The sequence below is a fragment of the Maribacter sp. PR66 genome, assembly GCF_028464205.1.
Lineage (GTDB): Bacteria > Bacteroidota > Bacteroidia > Flavobacteriales > Flavobacteriaceae > Maribacter > Maribacter flavus.
This window is the reverse complement of record NZ_JAQPCH010000012.1, coordinates 71973-88913: the sequence shown is the minus strand read 5'-3', so window position 1 is coordinate 88913 and position 16941 is coordinate 71973. Positions and strand designations below refer to the sequence as shown.

The 16941-nt window shown below is 44.8% G+C and carries 15 protein-coding genes; 1 reads left to right on the top strand and 14 read right to left on the bottom strand.

Annotated features, from left to right (window positions below; translation table 11 throughout):
• The 7 genes from lepB to udk form a co-directional block, all read right to left on the bottom strand.
• The gene (lepB, locus tag PP181_RS16690; RefSeq protein ID WP_272637923.1) at window positions 1-1701 is read right to left on the bottom strand and encodes a signal peptidase I; all 1701 of its coding nucleotides are present in this window, start codon (window positions 1699-1701) and stop codon (window positions 1-3) included.
• Window positions 1702-1797: 96 nt separating this feature from the next.
• Window positions 1798-2499: a 4-hydroxy-tetrahydrodipicolinate reductase gene (dapB, locus tag PP181_RS16685; protein ID WP_272637922.1), complete on the bottom strand. Its 702-nt coding sequence runs from the start codon at window positions 2497-2499 to the stop codon at window positions 1798-1800.
• Window positions 2500-2501: 2 nt separating this feature from the next.
• Window positions 2502-3137 carry a DUF5683 domain-containing protein gene (locus PP181_RS16680; protein WP_272637921.1) on the bottom strand — a complete coding sequence of 212 codons (636 nt, stop codon included), beginning with the start codon at window positions 3135-3137 and terminating at the stop codon, window positions 2502-2504.
• Window positions 3130-4029 carry a ParB/RepB/Spo0J family partition protein gene (locus PP181_RS16675; protein WP_272637920.1) on the bottom strand — a complete coding sequence of 300 codons (900 nt, stop codon included), beginning with the start codon at window positions 4027-4029 and terminating at the stop codon, window positions 3130-3132. The genes PP181_RS16680 and PP181_RS16675 overlap by 8 nt, the downstream gene beginning before the upstream one ends.
• 1 nt (window position 4030) lies before the next feature.
• Complete coding sequence (locus PP181_RS16670; protein WP_138259420.1) at window positions 4031-4804, bottom strand: ParA family protein; 774 nt, start codon at window positions 4802-4804, stop codon at window positions 4031-4033.
• A gap of 172 nt (window positions 4805-4976) precedes the next feature.
• Window positions 4977-5312, bottom strand: coding sequence for an FtsB family cell division protein (locus PP181_RS16665; protein WP_272637919.1), 336 nt, complete (start codon window positions 5310-5312; stop codon window positions 4977-4979).
• Window positions 5312-5926: a uridine kinase gene (gene udk / locus PP181_RS16660; protein ID WP_154920815.1), complete on the bottom strand. Its 615-nt coding sequence runs from the start codon at window positions 5924-5926 to the stop codon at window positions 5312-5314. The genes PP181_RS16665 and udk overlap by 1 nt, the downstream gene beginning before the upstream one ends.
• Window positions 5927-6035: 109 nt before the next feature.
• Between udk and PP181_RS16655 the strand changes: the two genes are divergently transcribed.
• On the top strand, window positions 6036-7256 hold the full coding sequence (locus PP181_RS16655) for a multidrug effflux MFS transporter (RefSeq protein WP_272637918.1): 1221 nt from the start codon (window positions 6036-6038) through the stop codon (window positions 7254-7256).
• Between the two features lie 173 nt (window positions 7257-7429).
• Here the strand turns inward: PP181_RS16655 and acs are convergent, their stop codons facing one another.
• The 7 genes from acs to PP181_RS16620 form a co-directional block, all read right to left on the bottom strand.
• Complete coding sequence (gene acs, locus PP181_RS16650; protein WP_272637917.1) at window positions 7430-9337, bottom strand: acetate--CoA ligase; 1908 nt, start codon at window positions 9335-9337, stop codon at window positions 7430-7432.
• An 84-nt stretch (window positions 9338-9421) separates the two neighbouring features.
• The gene (locus PP181_RS16645) at window positions 9422-11116 is read right to left on the bottom strand and encodes a sodium:solute symporter family protein (protein WP_272637916.1); all 1695 of its coding nucleotides are present in this window, start codon (window positions 11114-11116) and stop codon (window positions 9422-9424) included.
• Between the two features lie 67 nt (window positions 11117-11183).
• Entirely contained in the window at window positions 11184-11444 is a 261-nt protein-coding gene (locus tag PP181_RS16640; protein ID WP_138259426.1) for a DUF4212 domain-containing protein, read from the bottom strand.
• Window positions 11445-11488: 44 nt separating this feature from the next.
• Window positions 11489-12565, bottom strand: coding sequence for an anhydro-N-acetylmuramic acid kinase (locus tag PP181_RS16635; RefSeq protein WP_272637915.1), 1077 nt, complete (start codon window positions 12563-12565; stop codon window positions 11489-11491).
• A 7-nt stretch (window positions 12566-12572) separates the two neighbouring features.
• Window positions 12573-14135, bottom strand: coding sequence for a glycoside hydrolase family 3 protein (locus tag PP181_RS16630; RefSeq protein WP_272637914.1), 1563 nt, complete (start codon window positions 14133-14135; stop codon window positions 12573-12575).
• 1 nt (window position 14136) lies between these two features.
• Window positions 14137-15402, bottom strand: a complete 1266-nt coding sequence (locus PP181_RS16625; RefSeq protein ID WP_272637913.1) for an MFS transporter — start codon at window positions 15400-15402, stop codon at window positions 14137-14139.
• Window positions 15386-16918 (bottom strand): glycoside hydrolase family 10 protein, encoded by a 1533-nt coding sequence (locus PP181_RS16620; RefSeq protein ID WP_272637911.1) that lies wholly within the window; start codon window positions 16916-16918, stop codon window positions 15386-15388. Before PP181_RS16620 ends, PP181_RS16625 begins: the two co-directional genes overlap by 17 nt.
• Window positions 16919-16941: the final 23 nt, after the last annotated feature.

The following is a 16941-nucleotide window of genomic DNA, read 5'->3' as shown; positions in this document are numbered from 1 at the left end:
TTATTTTTGGGCCTTTTTGCGTTTCCAAAACCAGTTGCCCACGAAATAGGCCGCCAAGAGAATCAGGAAGTACTTAAAATAGGATTGTGGTTCGCCATCCCCGTTTACGGTCGTAAAGATGCGGTCCCATCTGGGGCGCCATTTGGACATGGGTTCCGTAAAGTTGTCAAAACTCATCCATATGAAAATAGGCGTTCCTACGATATGGTTCTCTGGTACATAGCCCCACGCCCTGCTGTCTTCTGAATGGTCCCGGTTATCCCCCATCATCCAATAATAGTCCTGTTGAAAGGTATACGTGTCAGCAACTTCGCCATTGATCACTATTTGGTTGCCGTTCACGTCCAGGGTGTTGCCTTCGTACTCGCGGATAATCTTTTTGTATAGCGGCAGTGTTTTTAGATTCAGCGAAACTGTCGCCCCTTCCTTGGGTATATAGATGGGACCCATTTGACTATAGTTCCAAGGGTAATCCGGACTTTGGGGGAAAAGGTTGATGCCCCTTCTGCCTTTGGGGACTATTTGCCGAACTACGGAATCGATACCCGAGTCCTTGCGTAGCGTAGCTACCATTTCATCCGTAAGGGGAACCAAGCGCTCCCGATCCGTTACCTCTTTAAGAGACAGCCGATTATTTCTAATGACATCGGTTGGGAAGCCTGAACTGCCCGTATAGAGTTCCAAACCGCCATCGGCCAGTTGGTTAAATCCTTTTAAATAGGGATTTATAGCTTGGGCCTGTTGTTGGTTGACGGGTCCTGAAATGTATTTTCTGGTGAAATCCGTAATTCCTAATTGGTCCAACAGTCTTGAGGATACTCCTTTTTGGGCGTAAATGATATAATCATACTGAGGTTTGGCACTTCCGGGTAATTCCAGCTGCTTGCCGTTTACGAATACATATCCATCGCGCACTTCCAGGGAATCCCCAGGAATACCCACGCAACGTTTTACGTAGTTGGATTTTTTGTCGATGGGTTTTTTCACCCCGGCTTCGGCCCTGAAGAATTGGCGAACGGTATCCGCCGGCCAACTAAAAACTACAATATCGTTCCGTTCAACCTTTGTAAATCCGGGTAATCGAAAATAGGGAAGCTGCGGTTTGTTCAAATAGGACTTTGTTCCTATGAGGGGAAGGGTGTCATGCACCATAGGTGCCGCCACCGTAGTCATGGGTGTCCGGGCCCCATAATGGAATTTGCTCACGAATAAAAAGTCGCCCACACGCAAGGTTCTTTCCAGTGATCCGGTGGGTATTACATACGGTTGAATAAAATACGTGTGCACCAAAGTGGCCGCCACTACGGCAAAAACAATGGAACTTACCCATTCGCCCAAGGCCGTGCCTGGATGGAGGCTCCTATTTTCGATATATTGTACGTCCAATGCATAGTTCACATAGAAGATATAAAAGCCTAGGGTCAATACGACCAACCAAGATTCCACGAGGCTGTTCCTGCCATAGCTCCGTATGGTCTCAACCCAAATTACAGGGAACATCAACAGATTGATGATGGGAATGAACAACAAAATGACCCACCATTTGGGTCTGTTGATAATCTGCATCAAAACGATGGCATTGTAGATGGGGACAAGGGCCTCCCAGGGCTTTCGACCGGCCTTAACGTATAATTTCCAAGTTCCTAGAAAATGAATTACCTGTATTGCTAAGATGAATATGATCCACTGTGTGCCATTCATGATGTATACTTTTTACGCGATAATCGATATTTAATGCTCCCGCTAGGAACGTAATTTGATTGTATCTGTCTATTGAATATTCGTTTGTTACTTATTTTAACCCAGGTTTAACACATCCTTCATTGTGAAAACCCCTGTCTTTCCAAGAATCCATTCCGCAGCAATGACGGCTCCCAAAGCAAATCCCTCGCGGTTGTGTGCGGTATGTTTTATCTCAATACTATCTACAGCGCTAGCGTATTCCACGGTATGGGTACCCGGCGTATCCCCGATTCTCTTGGCCGAAATCGCAATTTGATGATTCCCCGGTTCGTTCAGCTTCCAATTTTTGTAATCGGTATGGGCAATAATTCCTTCCGCCAAGGTAATGGCCGTGCCACTGGGTGCGTCCAATTTTTGGGTATGGTGAATTTCCTCCAACGAAACGGAATACTGGGAAAGGTTTTTCATCATTTTGGCCAAATATTCGTTTAGTTCAAAAAAGATGTTTACCCCTAAACTGAAGTTGGAGGCATAGATAAAGGCTCCTTTTTGCTCCTTACAATGTTGGACAACCGACCCGAATTTGTGAAGCCAACCTGTGGTTCCAGAGATGACGGGAATCTTATTGTCAATACAATTTAGTATGTTTTCGTAGGCGGCATCCGGAGTACTAAAATCGATAGCTACTTCCATTTTGGAGAAATCAACCTCTGTGGTACCCATATCGATTTTGGCAACGATTTCATGTCCTCTCTCAACGGCCAACCGCTCGATCATTTTTCCCATTTTTCCGTAACCGAAAAGTGCAATCTTCATACTTAAAATTTTATGGTTAGGGCCATCCCGTAGGTGGGGTTGTTGGTAACGGCGTTCAGGTCAAGATACGGTTCAAAATCCAAGGCCAGATTGTTATCGATATTGAATTGCTTTAAGTGCGCATCCACATTGGCATCGATAATGTTCAAGCTATAGGCCACGATTGATAAAACCAACCAAAGGTCCCGGTCGCGCTGAAAACGTTCCTGTTGGTTTTCCAAATCACCATCGTCCAAAAAGGGAAAAACACCTTCGCCATTAAATTCATCGTCCGTAAACCCGGCCTGCCTTCTTTTAAAGGCCGTCCTGAAACGTTTGTAGTTATCGTTGTTCCAAGTATAGGCATAAACGCTTCCACCAATAGCTCCCCAAACAAGCGGAACCTTCCAATAGCGCTTGTTGTAGATTTGGCCCAGACCGGGCAGCACCGCAGAATAAAATGCGGCCTTGCTAGGAGCCAACGGATTTATATTCCTTGTTTTCTTGACGGTTAGGGAGTCGTCCATTATTAAGACATCCGTACTAAGTGCGTTGGAAATGGAGTCCGTTGCTTTTTCCTCCGGTTGCTCTTCCTCTTGGGAATAGGACGTTACGGTCAAAAAAAACAACAGGGAGAGTATTGAAAAGTGTTTATGCACCCGTAATCAACTTTTTTATTCGCTCGAATTCCTCTTTGGAATGAAAGGGGATGGTAATGCTTCCTTTGGAATTTCCGCTGGTCTTTACTTTGATTCCTGCGGATAGATGTTTGGAGATTTCCTCGATTCCCGATGCCACATAGGTTGGGGTCTCCCCCATTGGTTTTACCGGTTTTGGCTCCTCTTTTTTGTGATAGTTCTTTACGGCATTCTCCGTATCCCGTACCGATAAATTTTGCCCTACGATTTTCTCGTAGAGGGCTATCTGGTCCTGCCTGTTCTCGATATTTACCAAGGCCCTCCCGTGGCCCATGCTCAAAAAGCCGTCGCGCATCCCGGTCTGTATAATGGGGTCTAGCTTTAACAGCCTTAGGTAATTCGCAATCGTAGAGCGTTTTTTTCCTACCCGATCACTTAATTTTTCCTGGGTAAGATTAATTTCATCGATAAGCCGTTGGTAGGAGAGCGCAATTTCAATGGGGTCCAAATCTTGTCGCTGGATGTTCTCCACCAACGCCATCTCCAAGGATTCTTGGTCGTTAGCGATGCGAATATAGGCCGGGATGGTATCCAGTCCTACCAATTTGGAGGCGCGATACCTTCTTTCCCCAGAAACGAGTTGGTATTTGTTGAAACCAAGCTTTCTTACCGTAATGGGCTGGATAACACCCAATTCCCGTATGGAAGAAGCCAGTTCCTGTAAAGTTTCATCGTTAAAATTGGACCGGGGCTGAAAAGGATTGACCTCAATATGCTCTAAATCCAGTTCAATGATATTACCAACGACCTTGTCGGCGTTTTTATCCGATGCAGATTGTATGTCATTATCAGGGTCCTTCAACAATGCCGATAATCCTCTTCCCAAAGCCTGTTTCTTTACTGCTTTTGCCATGTTATGCTGTCTGCTTGTTTTTCTTCACCACCTCGTCCGCCAGGTTCAGGTAGTTCGTAGCCCCTTTGCTGGCCGCATCATACTTTATGATACTTTCGCCGTAGCTGGGCGCTTCGCTCAATCGAACGTTCCGTTGGATGATGGTCTCAAAGACCATATCGCCAAAATGTTTTTTGACCTCTTCTACCACTTGGTTTGAGAGCCGTAATCTGGAATCGTACATGGTCAATAACATTCCTTCAATGTCCAATTGCGGATTGTGTATTCTCTGTACGCTTTTTATGGTATTTAATAACTTACCCAAACCTTCCAAGGCAAAGTATTCACATTGAATGGGGATAATTACGGAGTCTGCGGCGGTCAGTGCATTTAATGTCAAGAGCCCCAAGGAAGGGGCGCAATCGATAAGAATATAATCATACGCATCCTTTATGTCCATGACGGCCTTTTTCATCATATATTCTCGTTCGTCCTTGTCCACCAATTCTATTTCGATCGCCACCAAGTCTATATGGGCGGGAATCAAATCCACATTGGGTGAGGTAGTTGGGATGACGGCCTCTTTGGCAGTTTTTGTATGTTCCAAAAGCTGATAGGTGCCCAACTCGATACTGTCCACGTCAATACCCAATCCAGAGGTGGCATTGGCCTGGGGGTCGGCATCGATCAACAGTACCTTCTTTTCCAGAACACCTAGGGAGGCAGCGAGGTTTACGGTCGTAGTCGTTTTACCAACGCCGCCTTTCTGATTCGCTATAGCAATTATCTTGCCCATATACTAAGTAAGTTAGGGTGTAAAAATACGATTATTTGTGGGGCTGATAAAAGGATTTTGTTAACACAAGGTGAATAACCAAACCCTTTTGATTAAAATAGCGTTAAAGTTTTAGATATCAAAACTTTAGATGTGATACTTGCAATGTCTGTACCGATTGGCAGAAAGGACATCATTCTTTTTTTTCCTTGCGCTTGAGACTGTCTTCGTACTCAATCAAATAGATTTCCTCGTTTTTTTTCTTCAGGTAGTATTCTTCTCTGGCAAATTTTTCCAACTCGTCCTCATTGGACAGTTTTTCGATGACTTTTTTATCCTTGGCGATTTCCTTTTTTAGGAATTCCTGGGTCTTTTCCAACTTGTTTATTTCGCGTTTCAGCTCCATGTGGATGAGCAGGGAGTTGGTGTCAAAGAAGACCATCCATATAACGAATACGGTAAGTACCAAAACATAGATATTGGTCATGACCTTGAACCATTTTTTCTCCCTTAATTCCTTTAGTCCCACTAGGCTTCGGCTAATTTTTCGTTAATAATGCTCCGTACAATTTCAACGGCAACCGTATTGTATTTATTATTGGGAATAATGATATCAGCATATTCCTTGGTGGGCTCTATAAACTGGTCATGCATCGGTTTTATGACATTCTGGTAATTGTCCAGGGTTTCGTTCAAGTTCCATCCACGTTCGTTCACGTCCCTTTTTAATCTACGGATGAGGCGCTCATCGGTATCGGCGTGCACAAAAATCTTTATATCGCACATATTTCTGATTTCGGCATTGGTCAAGATGAGGATGCCTTCTACGATCATCACCTTTCTTGGATGGGTGGGTATGGTTTTTTCTGTCCTATTACATTCCAAAAACGAATACACCGGTTGTTCTACAGATTCCCCCGCTTTTAGCGCCTTCAGATGATTTTCCAATAATTTGAAATCGATGGCACTGGGATGGTCAAAATTGGTCTTTCGGCGTTCTTCCAAAGTGAGGTGCGAAAGATCATTGTAATAGGAATCCTGTGAAATGACCCCCACCTCGTTTTTGGGCAGTTCATTGATAATCTGATTTACCACGGTAGTCTTTCCACATCCCGTTCCTCCCGCTATTCCTATAATGAGCATCCATCTAATATTTGGTCCAAAAATACATATTTGAACATCAAAATGGTACAAAACTTAAAATTGACGATCGGGTAACGGTCATTCTGGTATTAAGGGTTACTTTTGCGCCATGCAAAACGAACAGGTAAAACCTAATTTTGAATTTGTAGCGTTAATGGCCTCATTAATGTCCATCGTAGCCTTAACGATTGATGCCTTGATACCTGCCATTTCCGATATTGGCATGGCCATCCATAGCCTGGACCCGACCCAGAATCAGCTATTGATCATCATGATATTTTTGGGACTGGGCGTGGGGCAGCTCTTTTTTGGTCCCATTTCCGATAGTTTGGGCAGAAAGCCCGTGGTATACATTGGTTTCGGAGTTTTCGCCATCGCCAGTGTTATCTGTCTTTTGGCGCCAAACCTAGAAATCATGATTGTTGGTAGGATTTTACAGGGTGTCGGGCTTTCGGCACCAAGAACCATAAGTATTTCCATTATCCGGGACACCTATCGCGGCGATTATATGGCTAAGATCATGTCCTTCGTAACCGCTTTCTTTATATTGGTGCCGGTCATCGCTCCCGCTTTTGGGAAATTTATCATGAGTTTTTCCAGTTGGGAGGGTATTTTTTATGCGCAGCTGTTTTTTGGTCTAGTGGTATGTTTTTGGTTTTACAAACGACAGGAGGAAACCCTAAAACCCGAATATAAGGTACCTTTTAAAACATCGGTATTTATCAACGGAACCACGGAAATCTTTAAGTACAGGGAGACTGTTTCTTGTACGATTATCTCCGGATTGATTACAGGTTCTTTTTTAGTGTATCTAAGCTCCGCCCAACATGTTTTTGAGGAATTATATGGCATGGCAGATAGCTTTCCGCTAATCTTCGCCGGACTCGCCATTTCCATCGGTTTTTCAACGTTGACGAACGGTACGCTAGTGTTACGTTTTGGCATGCGAAACCTATCTTTCGTGGCCTTGTCCGCCTTCACGGCCATCGCCCTACTCTATAGTGTTCTATTTTGGAACAAGCCCGACCCAAGCGTGCCCGTATTGATCGGTTTTCTTTCGATATTATTTTTATGTTTGGGTTTTATTTGGGGAAATTTACGGTCCATCGCCATGGAACCTATAGGTCACATAGCTGGCATTGGGGCGGCGATTACAGGTTTTGTCTCCACGGTATTATCGATTCCGATATCCATCTACATAGGAAAATTCATAACCGACTCTGTATGGGCCTTGTTCGCAGGGCTTGGTATATGTGGATTATTTTCAGTGGTCCTGTTCGTCGCGTTTAAGACAAGACCACTGTTTGCAAGTAATCAGGCGTATCAGTAGAATAAAACCCAGATTATGCATTAGAAAAGCTGTTACAACTAAAAATCGCTTCAAAATAAAACGCTACGCTGTATTTTCAATTTCGCCATAGCGGTGCTATGCCTAAATTTCCAAACCACTTTACTTTATTGCGCTTTTTACCTTCGCGACGCTCCCCTAATGCATATTCCGGGTTAAAGCGCCTCATCCATGATTTCCTGAACGATTTCAGGATTTAACAGCGTACTCGTGTCGCCAAGATTGGACGTGTCTCCACTGGCAATCTTGCGGAGGATTCGTCGCATGATCTTACCACTTCGGGTCTTGGGCAATCCCGAAACGAATTGGATTTTATCCAGTTTGGCAATAGGGCCAATTTGCTCCGTTATCTGCTGATTGATTTCCTTCCTGAGATTGTTTTTGTCCCTGCTTTCACCGGTTTCCTTCAAAATTATATATCCGTAGAGTGCATTTCCCTTTACATCGTGAGGGAACCCGACGATGGCGGATTCTGCCACTGCCGGATGTTCGTTGATGGAATCCTCAATAGGTGCCGTACCCAAATTGTGACCGGATACGATGATGACATCGTCCACCCGACCCGTAATCCGGTAATAGCCAACGGCATCGCGCAATGCACCATCGCCCGTAAAATACATGTCATTATAGGCCGAAAAATACGTATCCCTGTATCGTTCGTGGTCGCCCCAAATGGTTCTTGCCATGGAAGGCCACGGGAATTTGATGCAGAGCCTGCCATCGACCTGATTCCCCTTGATTTCCTGTCCGTTTTCGTCCATCAGGGCTGGCTGGATGCCTATAAACGGTAACGTTGCATAGGTTGGGGTCGTTGGGGTCACGTACGGAATAGGGCTTATCATGATGCCGCCCGTTTCCGTTTGCCACCAAGTATCTACAATGGGGCTTCGTTTTTTGCCAACATTGTTATTGTACCAATGCCAGGCCTCTTCATTGATGGGTTCGCCTACAGAGCCCAAAACCTTTAGGCTGGATAGGTCGTATTTTTCAACATAATCGAGATTTTCCTTTGCCAAGGCGCGTATTGCGGTGGGAGCTGTATAGAACTGGGTTACTTTGTGTTTTTGGACCACTTCCCAAAACCGACCAAAATCGGGGTAGGAGGGGATTCCTTCGAACATTACGGTGGTGGCACCGTTGGCCAAAGGCCCATAGACGATATAGGAGTGTCCGGTAATCCAACCGATATCGGCAGTACACCAAAACACGTCCTCTTCCTTGTATTGAAAGACATTTTTGAAGGTATAGGCGGTATAGACCATGTATCCGGCGGTGGTATGGACCATTCCTTTTGGCCTTCCCGTGGAACCTGAAGTGTATAAAATAAATAGTGGGTCTTCGGCATTCATGATTTCGGCCACATTGTCGCCATAGGCATCGTCCAATAAAGGTTGTAACCAATGGTCCCTTTCCGGCATCATATCGATATTGCTATGGATGCGTTTCGCCACTAAAACCGTTTCTACACCGGGGCAGCCTTCCAAGGCTTTGTCCACAATTCCCTTTAAATCGATGGTCTTGGCACCTCTATAGGAACCATCCGAAGTTATGACCAACTTACAATCGGAATCATTGATCCGTGTAGCGAGGGCATTGGAGGAAAACCCGGCAAAAACGACGGAATGTATGGCGCCAATTCTGGCGCATGCCAATACGGAAACCGCCAATTCAGGTATCATGGGCAAGTAGATACACACCCGGTCCCCTTTTTTGATGCCTTTTTCCAACAGCACATTGGCCATTTTACATACGCGCTGGTGCAATTGCCTGTAGGTAATATGTTCCGCTTCTTCCTTGGGGTCGTTGGGTTCAAAAAGAATGGCCGTTTTATCGCCACGGGTAGGAAGGTGTCGGTCGATGCAATTCTCGGTAATGTTCAACTGTGCACCTTCGAACCACTTTACTTCCGGTTTTTTAAAGTCCCAGCTCAGGACATTGTTCCATCGCCTGCGCCAAACAAAGTGCTCCTCTGCGATTTCTTCCCAAAAGGCCTCTGGATTACGGACGGATTTTCTATAAACTTGATAATATTCCTCTAGATGTTTAATGTGATAGTTACTCATTTTTGTATGCTGATTTTACGCTATAATCTAAATTGAAAATATTCCAAAACTGGTCCGTTCCGGTTTTTAAAAATACGAATTTATTTAATGGTCTATGGCCTCTCCCGCACCGCTTGGAATCCGAATATCTTCCACAATCTCCTGAACATTATAGGGAGGGGGCGGGGTGAGTTTCATGACACTAATGGATACCAAAAAATTGGCGAGCATGGCAATGCTTCCAAAACCTTCTGGGGATATTCCAAACCACCAATCTTCTGAAGTTCCACCGCCAAACCAGTCGAACTTGAACTTGGTCATATAGAACAGCATCAAAAGGGTTCCCGTGACCATGCCGGCAATGGCCCCTTCCTTGTTCATCTTTTTGTAAAAAATTCCAAGCACAATGGCCGGAAAAAAAGAAGCTGCGGCTAATCCAAAGGCGAGGGCGACCACGGCGGCAACAAAACCGGGCGGGTTGATTCCAAAATAACCAGCGATTACAACGGCAACCGTTGCCGATAAACGTGCCGCCCAAAGTTCCCCTTTATCTGAAATAGTGGGTTTGAATACTTTTTTTATGAGGTCGTGGGATACTGAAGCCGAAATCACCAATAGTAGGCCTGCCGCGGTAGATAACGCGGCCGCAAGGCCACCGGCCGCCACCAGGGCAATTACCCATGCAGGAAGGTTGGCTATTTCCGGATTTGCCAGTACCATGATGTCACGGTCTACCGTAAGTTCGTTTACGTTGGTGTCAGCAACATATTGAATTTTACCATCCCCATTTTTGTCGTCGAATGTCAGTAAACCCGTAGTTTCCCAATTGGTAAACCACTGCGGCATATCACCATACTCTTTATCGCTAACTGTCTTGATCATATTCGTTCTGGCGAATACGGCCACGGCGGGTGCCGTGGTGTATAAAATAGCGATTAGTAGTAGTGCCAATCCGGCCGATTTTCTGGCGTCCTTGACCCTTTTGACGGTAAAGAATCGGACAATGACGTGGGGCAGTCCGGCGGTGCCAACCATCAACGCCAAGGTAATGGCCAGCACATCGGTCATTGATTTTGAGCCGTTGGTATAGGCGTTAAAGCCTAATTCCGTGGATAATCCGTCCAACTTGTCCAAAAGGTAGGTTCCCGAGCCATCGGCCAATTTGGAACCCATCCCTAGTTGTGGAATGGGATTGCCTGTCATCTGGATGGAAATAAATATAGCAGGTACCATAAAGGCGAAAATCAAAACACAGTATTGGGCCACCTGGGTATAGGTGATTCCTTTCATTCCGCCGAGCACGGCATAAAAAAGAACGATGATCATTCCTATAATGACTCCGGTGTTGATGTCGACCTCTAAAAATCGGGAAAAAACTACGCCAACCCCGCGCATTTGTCCGGCTACATACGTGAAGGAAACGATAAGGGCACAGATTACGGCCACGATTCGGGCGGTTTTGGAATAGTAACGGTCCCCTATGAAATCCGGTACGGTAAACTTTCCAAATTTCCGAAGGTATGGAGCCAATAAAAGCGCTAAAAGCACATAGCCCCCTGTCCAGCCCATAAGGTAGACGGAACCGTCATAGCCCGCAAAGGCGATGATGCCTGCCATGGAAATAAATGATGCGGCGGACATCCAATCGGCTGCAGTGGCCATACCGTTTGCCAACGGGGAAACCCCGCCCCCGGCCACGTAAAAATCCTTGGTGGAGCCGGCGCGCGACCAAATGGCAATACCGATATACAGGGCAAAAGTAATTCCGACGAGAAGGTAGGTCCAGATTTGAACGCTCATAATTTTTTAGTTTGTGTGGTCTTTGGTTTTAGGCAGTCTTGGTGTTGTTTGAAAGCATTTTTAGAGACTATTCATTATAGCCATATTTTTTGTCCAGTTTGTTCATGAGTCGGACATACACGAAAATAAGGATTACGAAAACGTAGATAGATCCTTGTTGCGCGAACCAGAACCCGAGTTTAAAACCGCCAATTTTTATCGTGTCCAAGGCATCTTTAAAGAGGATACCCGCTCCATAGGAAACCAAGAACCAAATTGTTAAGAGAATGAAGAGATATTTTACGTTTTCCTTCCAGTATGCGGAGGCTCGTTTTTGTTTGTCGGACATTTTTAGGAATTATCTAATTAAGATAGAAAATTAATGAAAATACTTCAATTGGGTAAAAAAATAACCCCGCTTGAGGAATCCCTTTTGGCACCCGTAACTGTTTTGAGTACATTAATTTCCTTTTCCGACCTCAATACCCCCATGAACGCGAAAACCAGCGCTTCCTTGAATTCAATTATTTTTTTTTCCGGCACAACGACTTCTATATTTTTATTTAGTTTTTGCTTCAATGTTTCAATGAGAAAGGTGTTCAGGGCACCTCCACCGGTGATGAATAATTTTTGGGCTTGCTTTCCGGAATTCAAGGTCACTTGATGGGCAATTTTTTCGCAAATGTGATGAACGGCGGTGTGTAAAAGGTTCTCTGTACTGTCTTTTGTAGTTTCTACAATAGGAACGACCTCCTCCAAAAACCACTCATATCCAATCGATTTGGGGTGTGGCAATAAATAGTAATTAAGGTCATTGAGCTTTTTCAACATCTCAGGATTGATGTTGCCCGATTTTGCCATGGTCCCGTTTTCATCATAATCCAGTCCGATTTTTCTGGTGATGTAATTCAGGATCATATTCGCCAGGCCGATATCATAGGCAATCCTGCTACCTTTGGATTCAAAGGAGATGTTGCTGATACCCCCAAGGTTGAGGCAAAAATCATATGCACTGAAAAGCAATCGGTCACCGATGGGAACCAGGGGCGCACCCTGTCCGCCCAAGGAGAGGTCGTTACTTCTAAAGTCGCAGATTACTTTATGTCCGCAAGCATTGGCCAAATGCTGCCCCGATCCCAACTGAAAGGTGAGTCCTAGTTCCGGCCTATGATGCGAGGTATGGCCGTGGCTCGCAATAAAATCGGTCTCCAGATTATTTTCAGCGATGAATTCCTTGGCCCTTGCCCCAAGCCAACTTCCGTACTCGTTGTGCAGTTGCAGCAATTTTTCGGCCGATAGGTGTATGGCATCCTTGAGCTCGTTCTGCATTTCTTGGGTATAGGATATGCTTTTTGTTGCCTTGATCTCGAACTCCCATCGGTCCTTATGTTTCCAAAAATGGCAAAAGGCCATGTCCAGACCATCCAATGAGGTGCCGGACATCATTCCAATGACGTTATATTTTTTCATAGTTACGCTATTTTAAAGAAACAGGTAATTTTCCATGCGCCTTTATTTTTCCCAGGAAATGTTCTGTGGCCACATCCTGAAACTCGGTAAAATCTTGATAGACCAATACGGTTGCAACGGATTTTTTTACATCAAAAAGCTTTAGGGAATATGGATTTCCAAAATGGTAAAGTACCACGTTCTTTTCCTCTAGCATTGCATTGATGAAATCAATTTCTTCTTGAAAGAAACCAAATTGGTTCGCGGGCTTCACTTTGGGCGGGGTTACCAGTAAAAGAATATTTTTCTCTTGTTTGGTATCCTGTTTGGCTTCCTCCAAAAAGGATAGGATATCTTCCTTTGAAGCGTTTTCTTGGGAACGTTTTAGGGTAAGGGTACAAAAGTCTTTTTTGCTGAAAGAATCTATATCGGCTTCGGTACCATGGTATACCGTGATGCTTTTCCTTGCGATTTTTTTGTTTAACTCACTGCTATCCGAAAGTTCGCCCAATCCCTTCCAAAAGGGGTTTCCCATCGCCTTTTCCTTGAGCTTCCATACGCGTTCAAAGGTTTCTTCAAGCTGTTTTTCTGTACTATTTATTGTGATGGTCTCAATACCTTCCTTTACGTGTTCGGCAAAGCAAAGGATATCGTTTCCAGCATGGAAGGCGAACCATTCCAGTTCTCCGGGCACAGGATGGATTATTGAAACGGCATGCATGTTCAGGGCATCGGAGATGACAAGGCCCTTGAAATTTAGTTCGCCCCGTAAAAAATCGGTAATAATTTCACGGGAAATACTTGCGGGTGTATCCAAGCCATTCGCCAAAGCCGGTACCGACAAATGGCCCACCATTACGGCATCCACACCTTCTGATATTATTTTTTGAAACGGATAGAGTTCATTTTCCAAAAGCTCCTTCTTCGATTTATCAATGACCGGAATCCCCAAATGTGAATCTACGGAGGTATCCCCGTGTCCCGGAAAATGTTTGATGCTTGTCAATACGCCAACACTTTCCGTTCCTTTTATGTAGGCCAATGCTTTTTGCGTTACTTGTTCCCGGTCATCTCCAAAAGACCGATACCCGATCACAGGGTTGTTGGGGTTGTTATTGATATCCACTACTGGTGAAAGGTTCCAATGAATTCCGGCAGCCAAACAGTCCTGGGCAATCTTTTTCCCTACTTCATAAATCAGTTTCTCGTTTCCGGAAAACGCCCCCAAAGTGATGGCGTAGGGATATTGTGGGGTATTTTCAACGCGCATCGCCAAGCCCCATTCCGCATCTATGGCAATAAAAAGGGGGTATTTTGATACCGACTGATATCTTTTTATCAGGGATTTTAAGGTTTCAAAACTTTGCTCGTTTCGTAAGACCTCCTTTTTACCCTCAAAATTGGTAGCCGCACTCGCCCTCGAATGAAAAAAGCAAATGCCCCCAATACCGTAATTCCTGATCAAATCTTCCAAGGCACGGATTTCTTCTTCCGTATCGTTGATAAACGCTGCGGGCATGAAAAATTGACCAATTTTTTCGGCAGTACTTAAGGTGTTTTTGGCTTCGGTATAGTTAGGTAACGACTTCATGTTAGTTATCGGTTTTCTTTCCGAATTCCGGTGGGTAGGTGATGTATTTCAATAATATCAAGGCGGGTAAGGCCGCGATAACGACCCAAATAAAGAATCCGTCGTACCCCAACCATTGTTGCATATATCCGCTGATCATGCCAGGAAGCATCATGCCGAGTGCCATAAATCCTGTGGCAAAGGCATAGTGGCTTGTCTTGGACCTGCCTTCGGCTATATAAATAAGATACATGAGAAAAGCCGCAAAGCCGAAACCATACCCAAATTTCTCGAACATAACGGTGGCAGTTACTGGTATGACATGCGTGGTTTTGGTAATCGCCAAAAGGGCGTACAAAATATTCGGCAAGTTTAGGGAAAGCACCATGGGAAGCATCCATTTTTTGAGTCCGTCGCGGGAAATCAGGATACCGCCCAGAATACCCCCAATAGAAAGCATGATAACACCTGCCGTACCAAAAATGGTCCCTATAAGTTCCGTGGAATAGCCCAGCCCTCCTTTTTCCGGACTGTCCAGCATGAACGGTGCCGCCATTTTTACCAATTGCGATTCCCCTAGTCGGTACGTCAAAATGAACGCCAACGCGATTCCAATATTTTTTTTCTGAAAAAAGGATTTAAAAACTTCCAGGAAGCTTTTGGGTTTTTCGGTAACATTCGATGCTTCGGATTCATATTTTGGGGTCACAAAGAAATTGGAAATGGTGAGCAACAACATGAGAACGGCCGCGGCGATCATGGTCATGCTCCAGGCCTTGGAATTGTCCCCGTATTTGTTTTCCAGAAATCCGGCCATAATAACGATCAGCCCTTCTCCTGTGACCATCGCCAATCGATAAAAGGTACTTCGCATACCCACGAAGAAGGATTGCTTTTTTTCCGTTAGTCCCAGCATATAATACCCATCCGAAGCGATGTCGTTTGTGGCCGATGCAAAGGCCGCCATCCAAAAACAGGCGAGGGTTGTTATAAAAAACATATTGGTGGGGATGCTCAATCCTACGCCCAATAAGGCAATTGCGATGAGCAGCTGCATGGCCAAAAACCACTTTCGCTTGGTACTTTTGAGGTCTACCAAGGGACTCCAAAGGGGTTTTATTACCCAAGGTAAGTACAGCCAACTGGTATACAGTCCAATGTCCGAATTGCTGACGCCCAACTGCTTGTACATGATGACCGAAACGGTCACCACCAACACATAGGGCAGGCCTTGCGTGAAATATAAAATGGGCACCCAGCCCCATGCGCCCTTATCTTTTTCTGCCATACCCTGATATTTGTTTTAAATGTATGATTGTTGGTTGGGATTCCCGCCCATATCGGTCCAAAAAAGTAACCGCAATTCGCTTTCCTTTGAGAACCGACTTTGGTATTTGGACCTGATTTGATTCCGCCTCAATAAAAATCTTGTCAAGAAGTTTCTTGGCTTTTAATTCCGATGCCGTTCTTTTTCCCGATTTATATACAAGTGCATATTGAATTGCATCATTGTGCGCTATGGTCAATGTCAAAAAATCATCCGATTGTACCTTGCCGATAATGTCAATGTTTTCCGAAGGTTGTTTTTGCCCACCACTAATTTCTGGTGTAAGGGCCGGCCATTTGTAATACTTTTTTTTCAAATAGGAAACCACGTCCGGGTTATTATCCATTAGGGATTTTGCACTGAACAAAATATTGCCTGATATCTCCGGGGTCTGCCTCGCCAATTTGAACTGGTTGGGCAATTCCTTTTTTTTCTCCCAGGCTTGGTCACTATTATTTCGGACTTTATAAGCCCCATTCCCAATATATACTTGAGTATTCGCACTGTTCTTGGCCCACCAATCAACCAAGGTTTTATGGGAGGCCACAGAAAGGTCCAAACTCCAATAGATTTGTGGGGCTATGTAATCCAACCAGCCATTTTCCATCCATAGGAGCGGGTCGGCATAGAGGTTTTCATAGGTGGTCTGGCCCGCTTGTGTTTCGGAACCCCGTGGGTCTGTAGACTTATTTTTCCATACCCCAAACGGACTCACCCCAAAGGAAACCCATGGTTTTATTTCCTTGATCGTTGTGTAGCTTTTTTTAATAAGGCTGTCCACATTGCTTCTTCGCCAGTCTTCCAAAGACTGATTGGGTAAAGAGCAGTTGTAATACGTGACGCTATCGTTAAAAACTTCGTCCTTGATGGTGTAGGGGTAGAAATAGTCGTCAAAATGTACCCCGTCAATAGCATACGAACTGGTCAATTCATCTATTATAGAAGTCAATTTTTCCTGCACTTGGGGCAGTCCGGGATTGTAGTAAAATTTGGTTCCGTATTTGACCATCCAATCAGGATTTACATTGTAATCATGGTCTGGACTTAGAATGTCGGTATTTAAATCGAATGTGGCCCTGTACGGATTTAACCAAGCATGGAATTCCAAACCACGGCTATGCGCCTGTTCGATCATCCATGCCAAAGGGTCTTCTTTCCACTTGGGGTTTTCCCCTTCCGTTCCGGTCAGAAATCGGGACCACGGAGCATATTCCGAAGCGTAGAAAGCATCCCCGGCGGCGCGGACTTGCACAATCACGGCATTGTAGTTGAGGTTCTGATAAAAATCCAGAATTTTTAGAAAATCCTCCTTTTGTTTTTCGACCGTATCCAAGCCATTTTTAGGCCAGTCAATGTTCACCACCGTGGCTACCCAAACCCCTCGAAATTCCTTTTTTGGTTGTGGGATAGTGGAGGTAAGGACACCGCAGGAACTGGCAAGTGTCAAAAGGAAAACAACAATTAGCTTTTTGGGCATGGGAAAAATAAAAAGGGCCTATC

Excerpts from the sequence above, each read along its gene's own strand:
- lepB (WP_272637923.1), bottom strand. The coding sequence starts at position 1,701 with ATGAATGGCACACAGTGGATCATATTCATCTTAGCAATACAGGTAATT.
- dapB (WP_272637922.1), bottom strand. The coding sequence starts at position 2,499 with ATGAAGATTGCACTTTTCGGTTACGGAAAAATGGGAAAAATGATCGAG.
- PP181_RS16675 (WP_272637920.1), bottom strand. The coding sequence starts at position 4,029 with ATGGCAAAAGCAGTAAAGAAACAGGCTTTGGGAAGAGGATTATCGGCA.
- PP181_RS16670 (WP_138259420.1), bottom strand. The coding sequence starts at position 4,804 with ATGGGCAAGATAATTGCTATAGCGAATCAGAAAGGCGGCGTTGGTAAA.
- udk (WP_154920815.1), bottom strand. The coding sequence starts at position 5,926 with ATGCTCATTATAGGAATAGCGGGAGGAACGGGATGTGGAAAGACTACC.
- PP181_RS16655 (WP_272637918.1), top strand. The coding sequence starts at position 6,036 with ATGCAAAACGAACAGGTAAAACCTAATTTTGAATTTGTAGCGTTAATG.
- acs (WP_272637917.1), bottom strand. The coding sequence starts at position 9,337 with ATGAGTAACTATCACATTAAACATCTAGAGGAATATTATCAAGTTTAT.
- PP181_RS16645 (WP_272637916.1), bottom strand. The coding sequence starts at position 11,116 with ATGAGCGTTCAAATCTGGACCTACCTTCTCGTCGGAATTACTTTTGCC.
- PP181_RS16640 (WP_138259426.1), bottom strand. The coding sequence starts at position 11,444 with ATGTCCGACAAACAAAAACGAGCCTCCGCATACTGGAAGGAAAACGTA.
- PP181_RS16635 (WP_272637915.1), bottom strand. The coding sequence starts at position 12,565 with ATGAAAAAATATAACGTCATTGGAATGATGTCCGGCACCTCATTGGAT.
- PP181_RS16630 (WP_272637914.1), bottom strand. The coding sequence starts at position 14,135 with ATGAAGTCGTTACCTAACTATACCGAAGCCAAAAACACCTTAAGTACT.
- PP181_RS16625 (WP_272637913.1), bottom strand. The coding sequence starts at position 15,402 with ATGGCAGAAAAAGATAAGGGCGCATGGGGCTGGGTGCCCATTTTATAT.
- PP181_RS16620 (WP_272637911.1), bottom strand. The coding sequence starts at position 16,918 with ATGCCCAAAAAGCTAATTGTTGTTTTCCTTTTGACACTTGCCAGTTCC.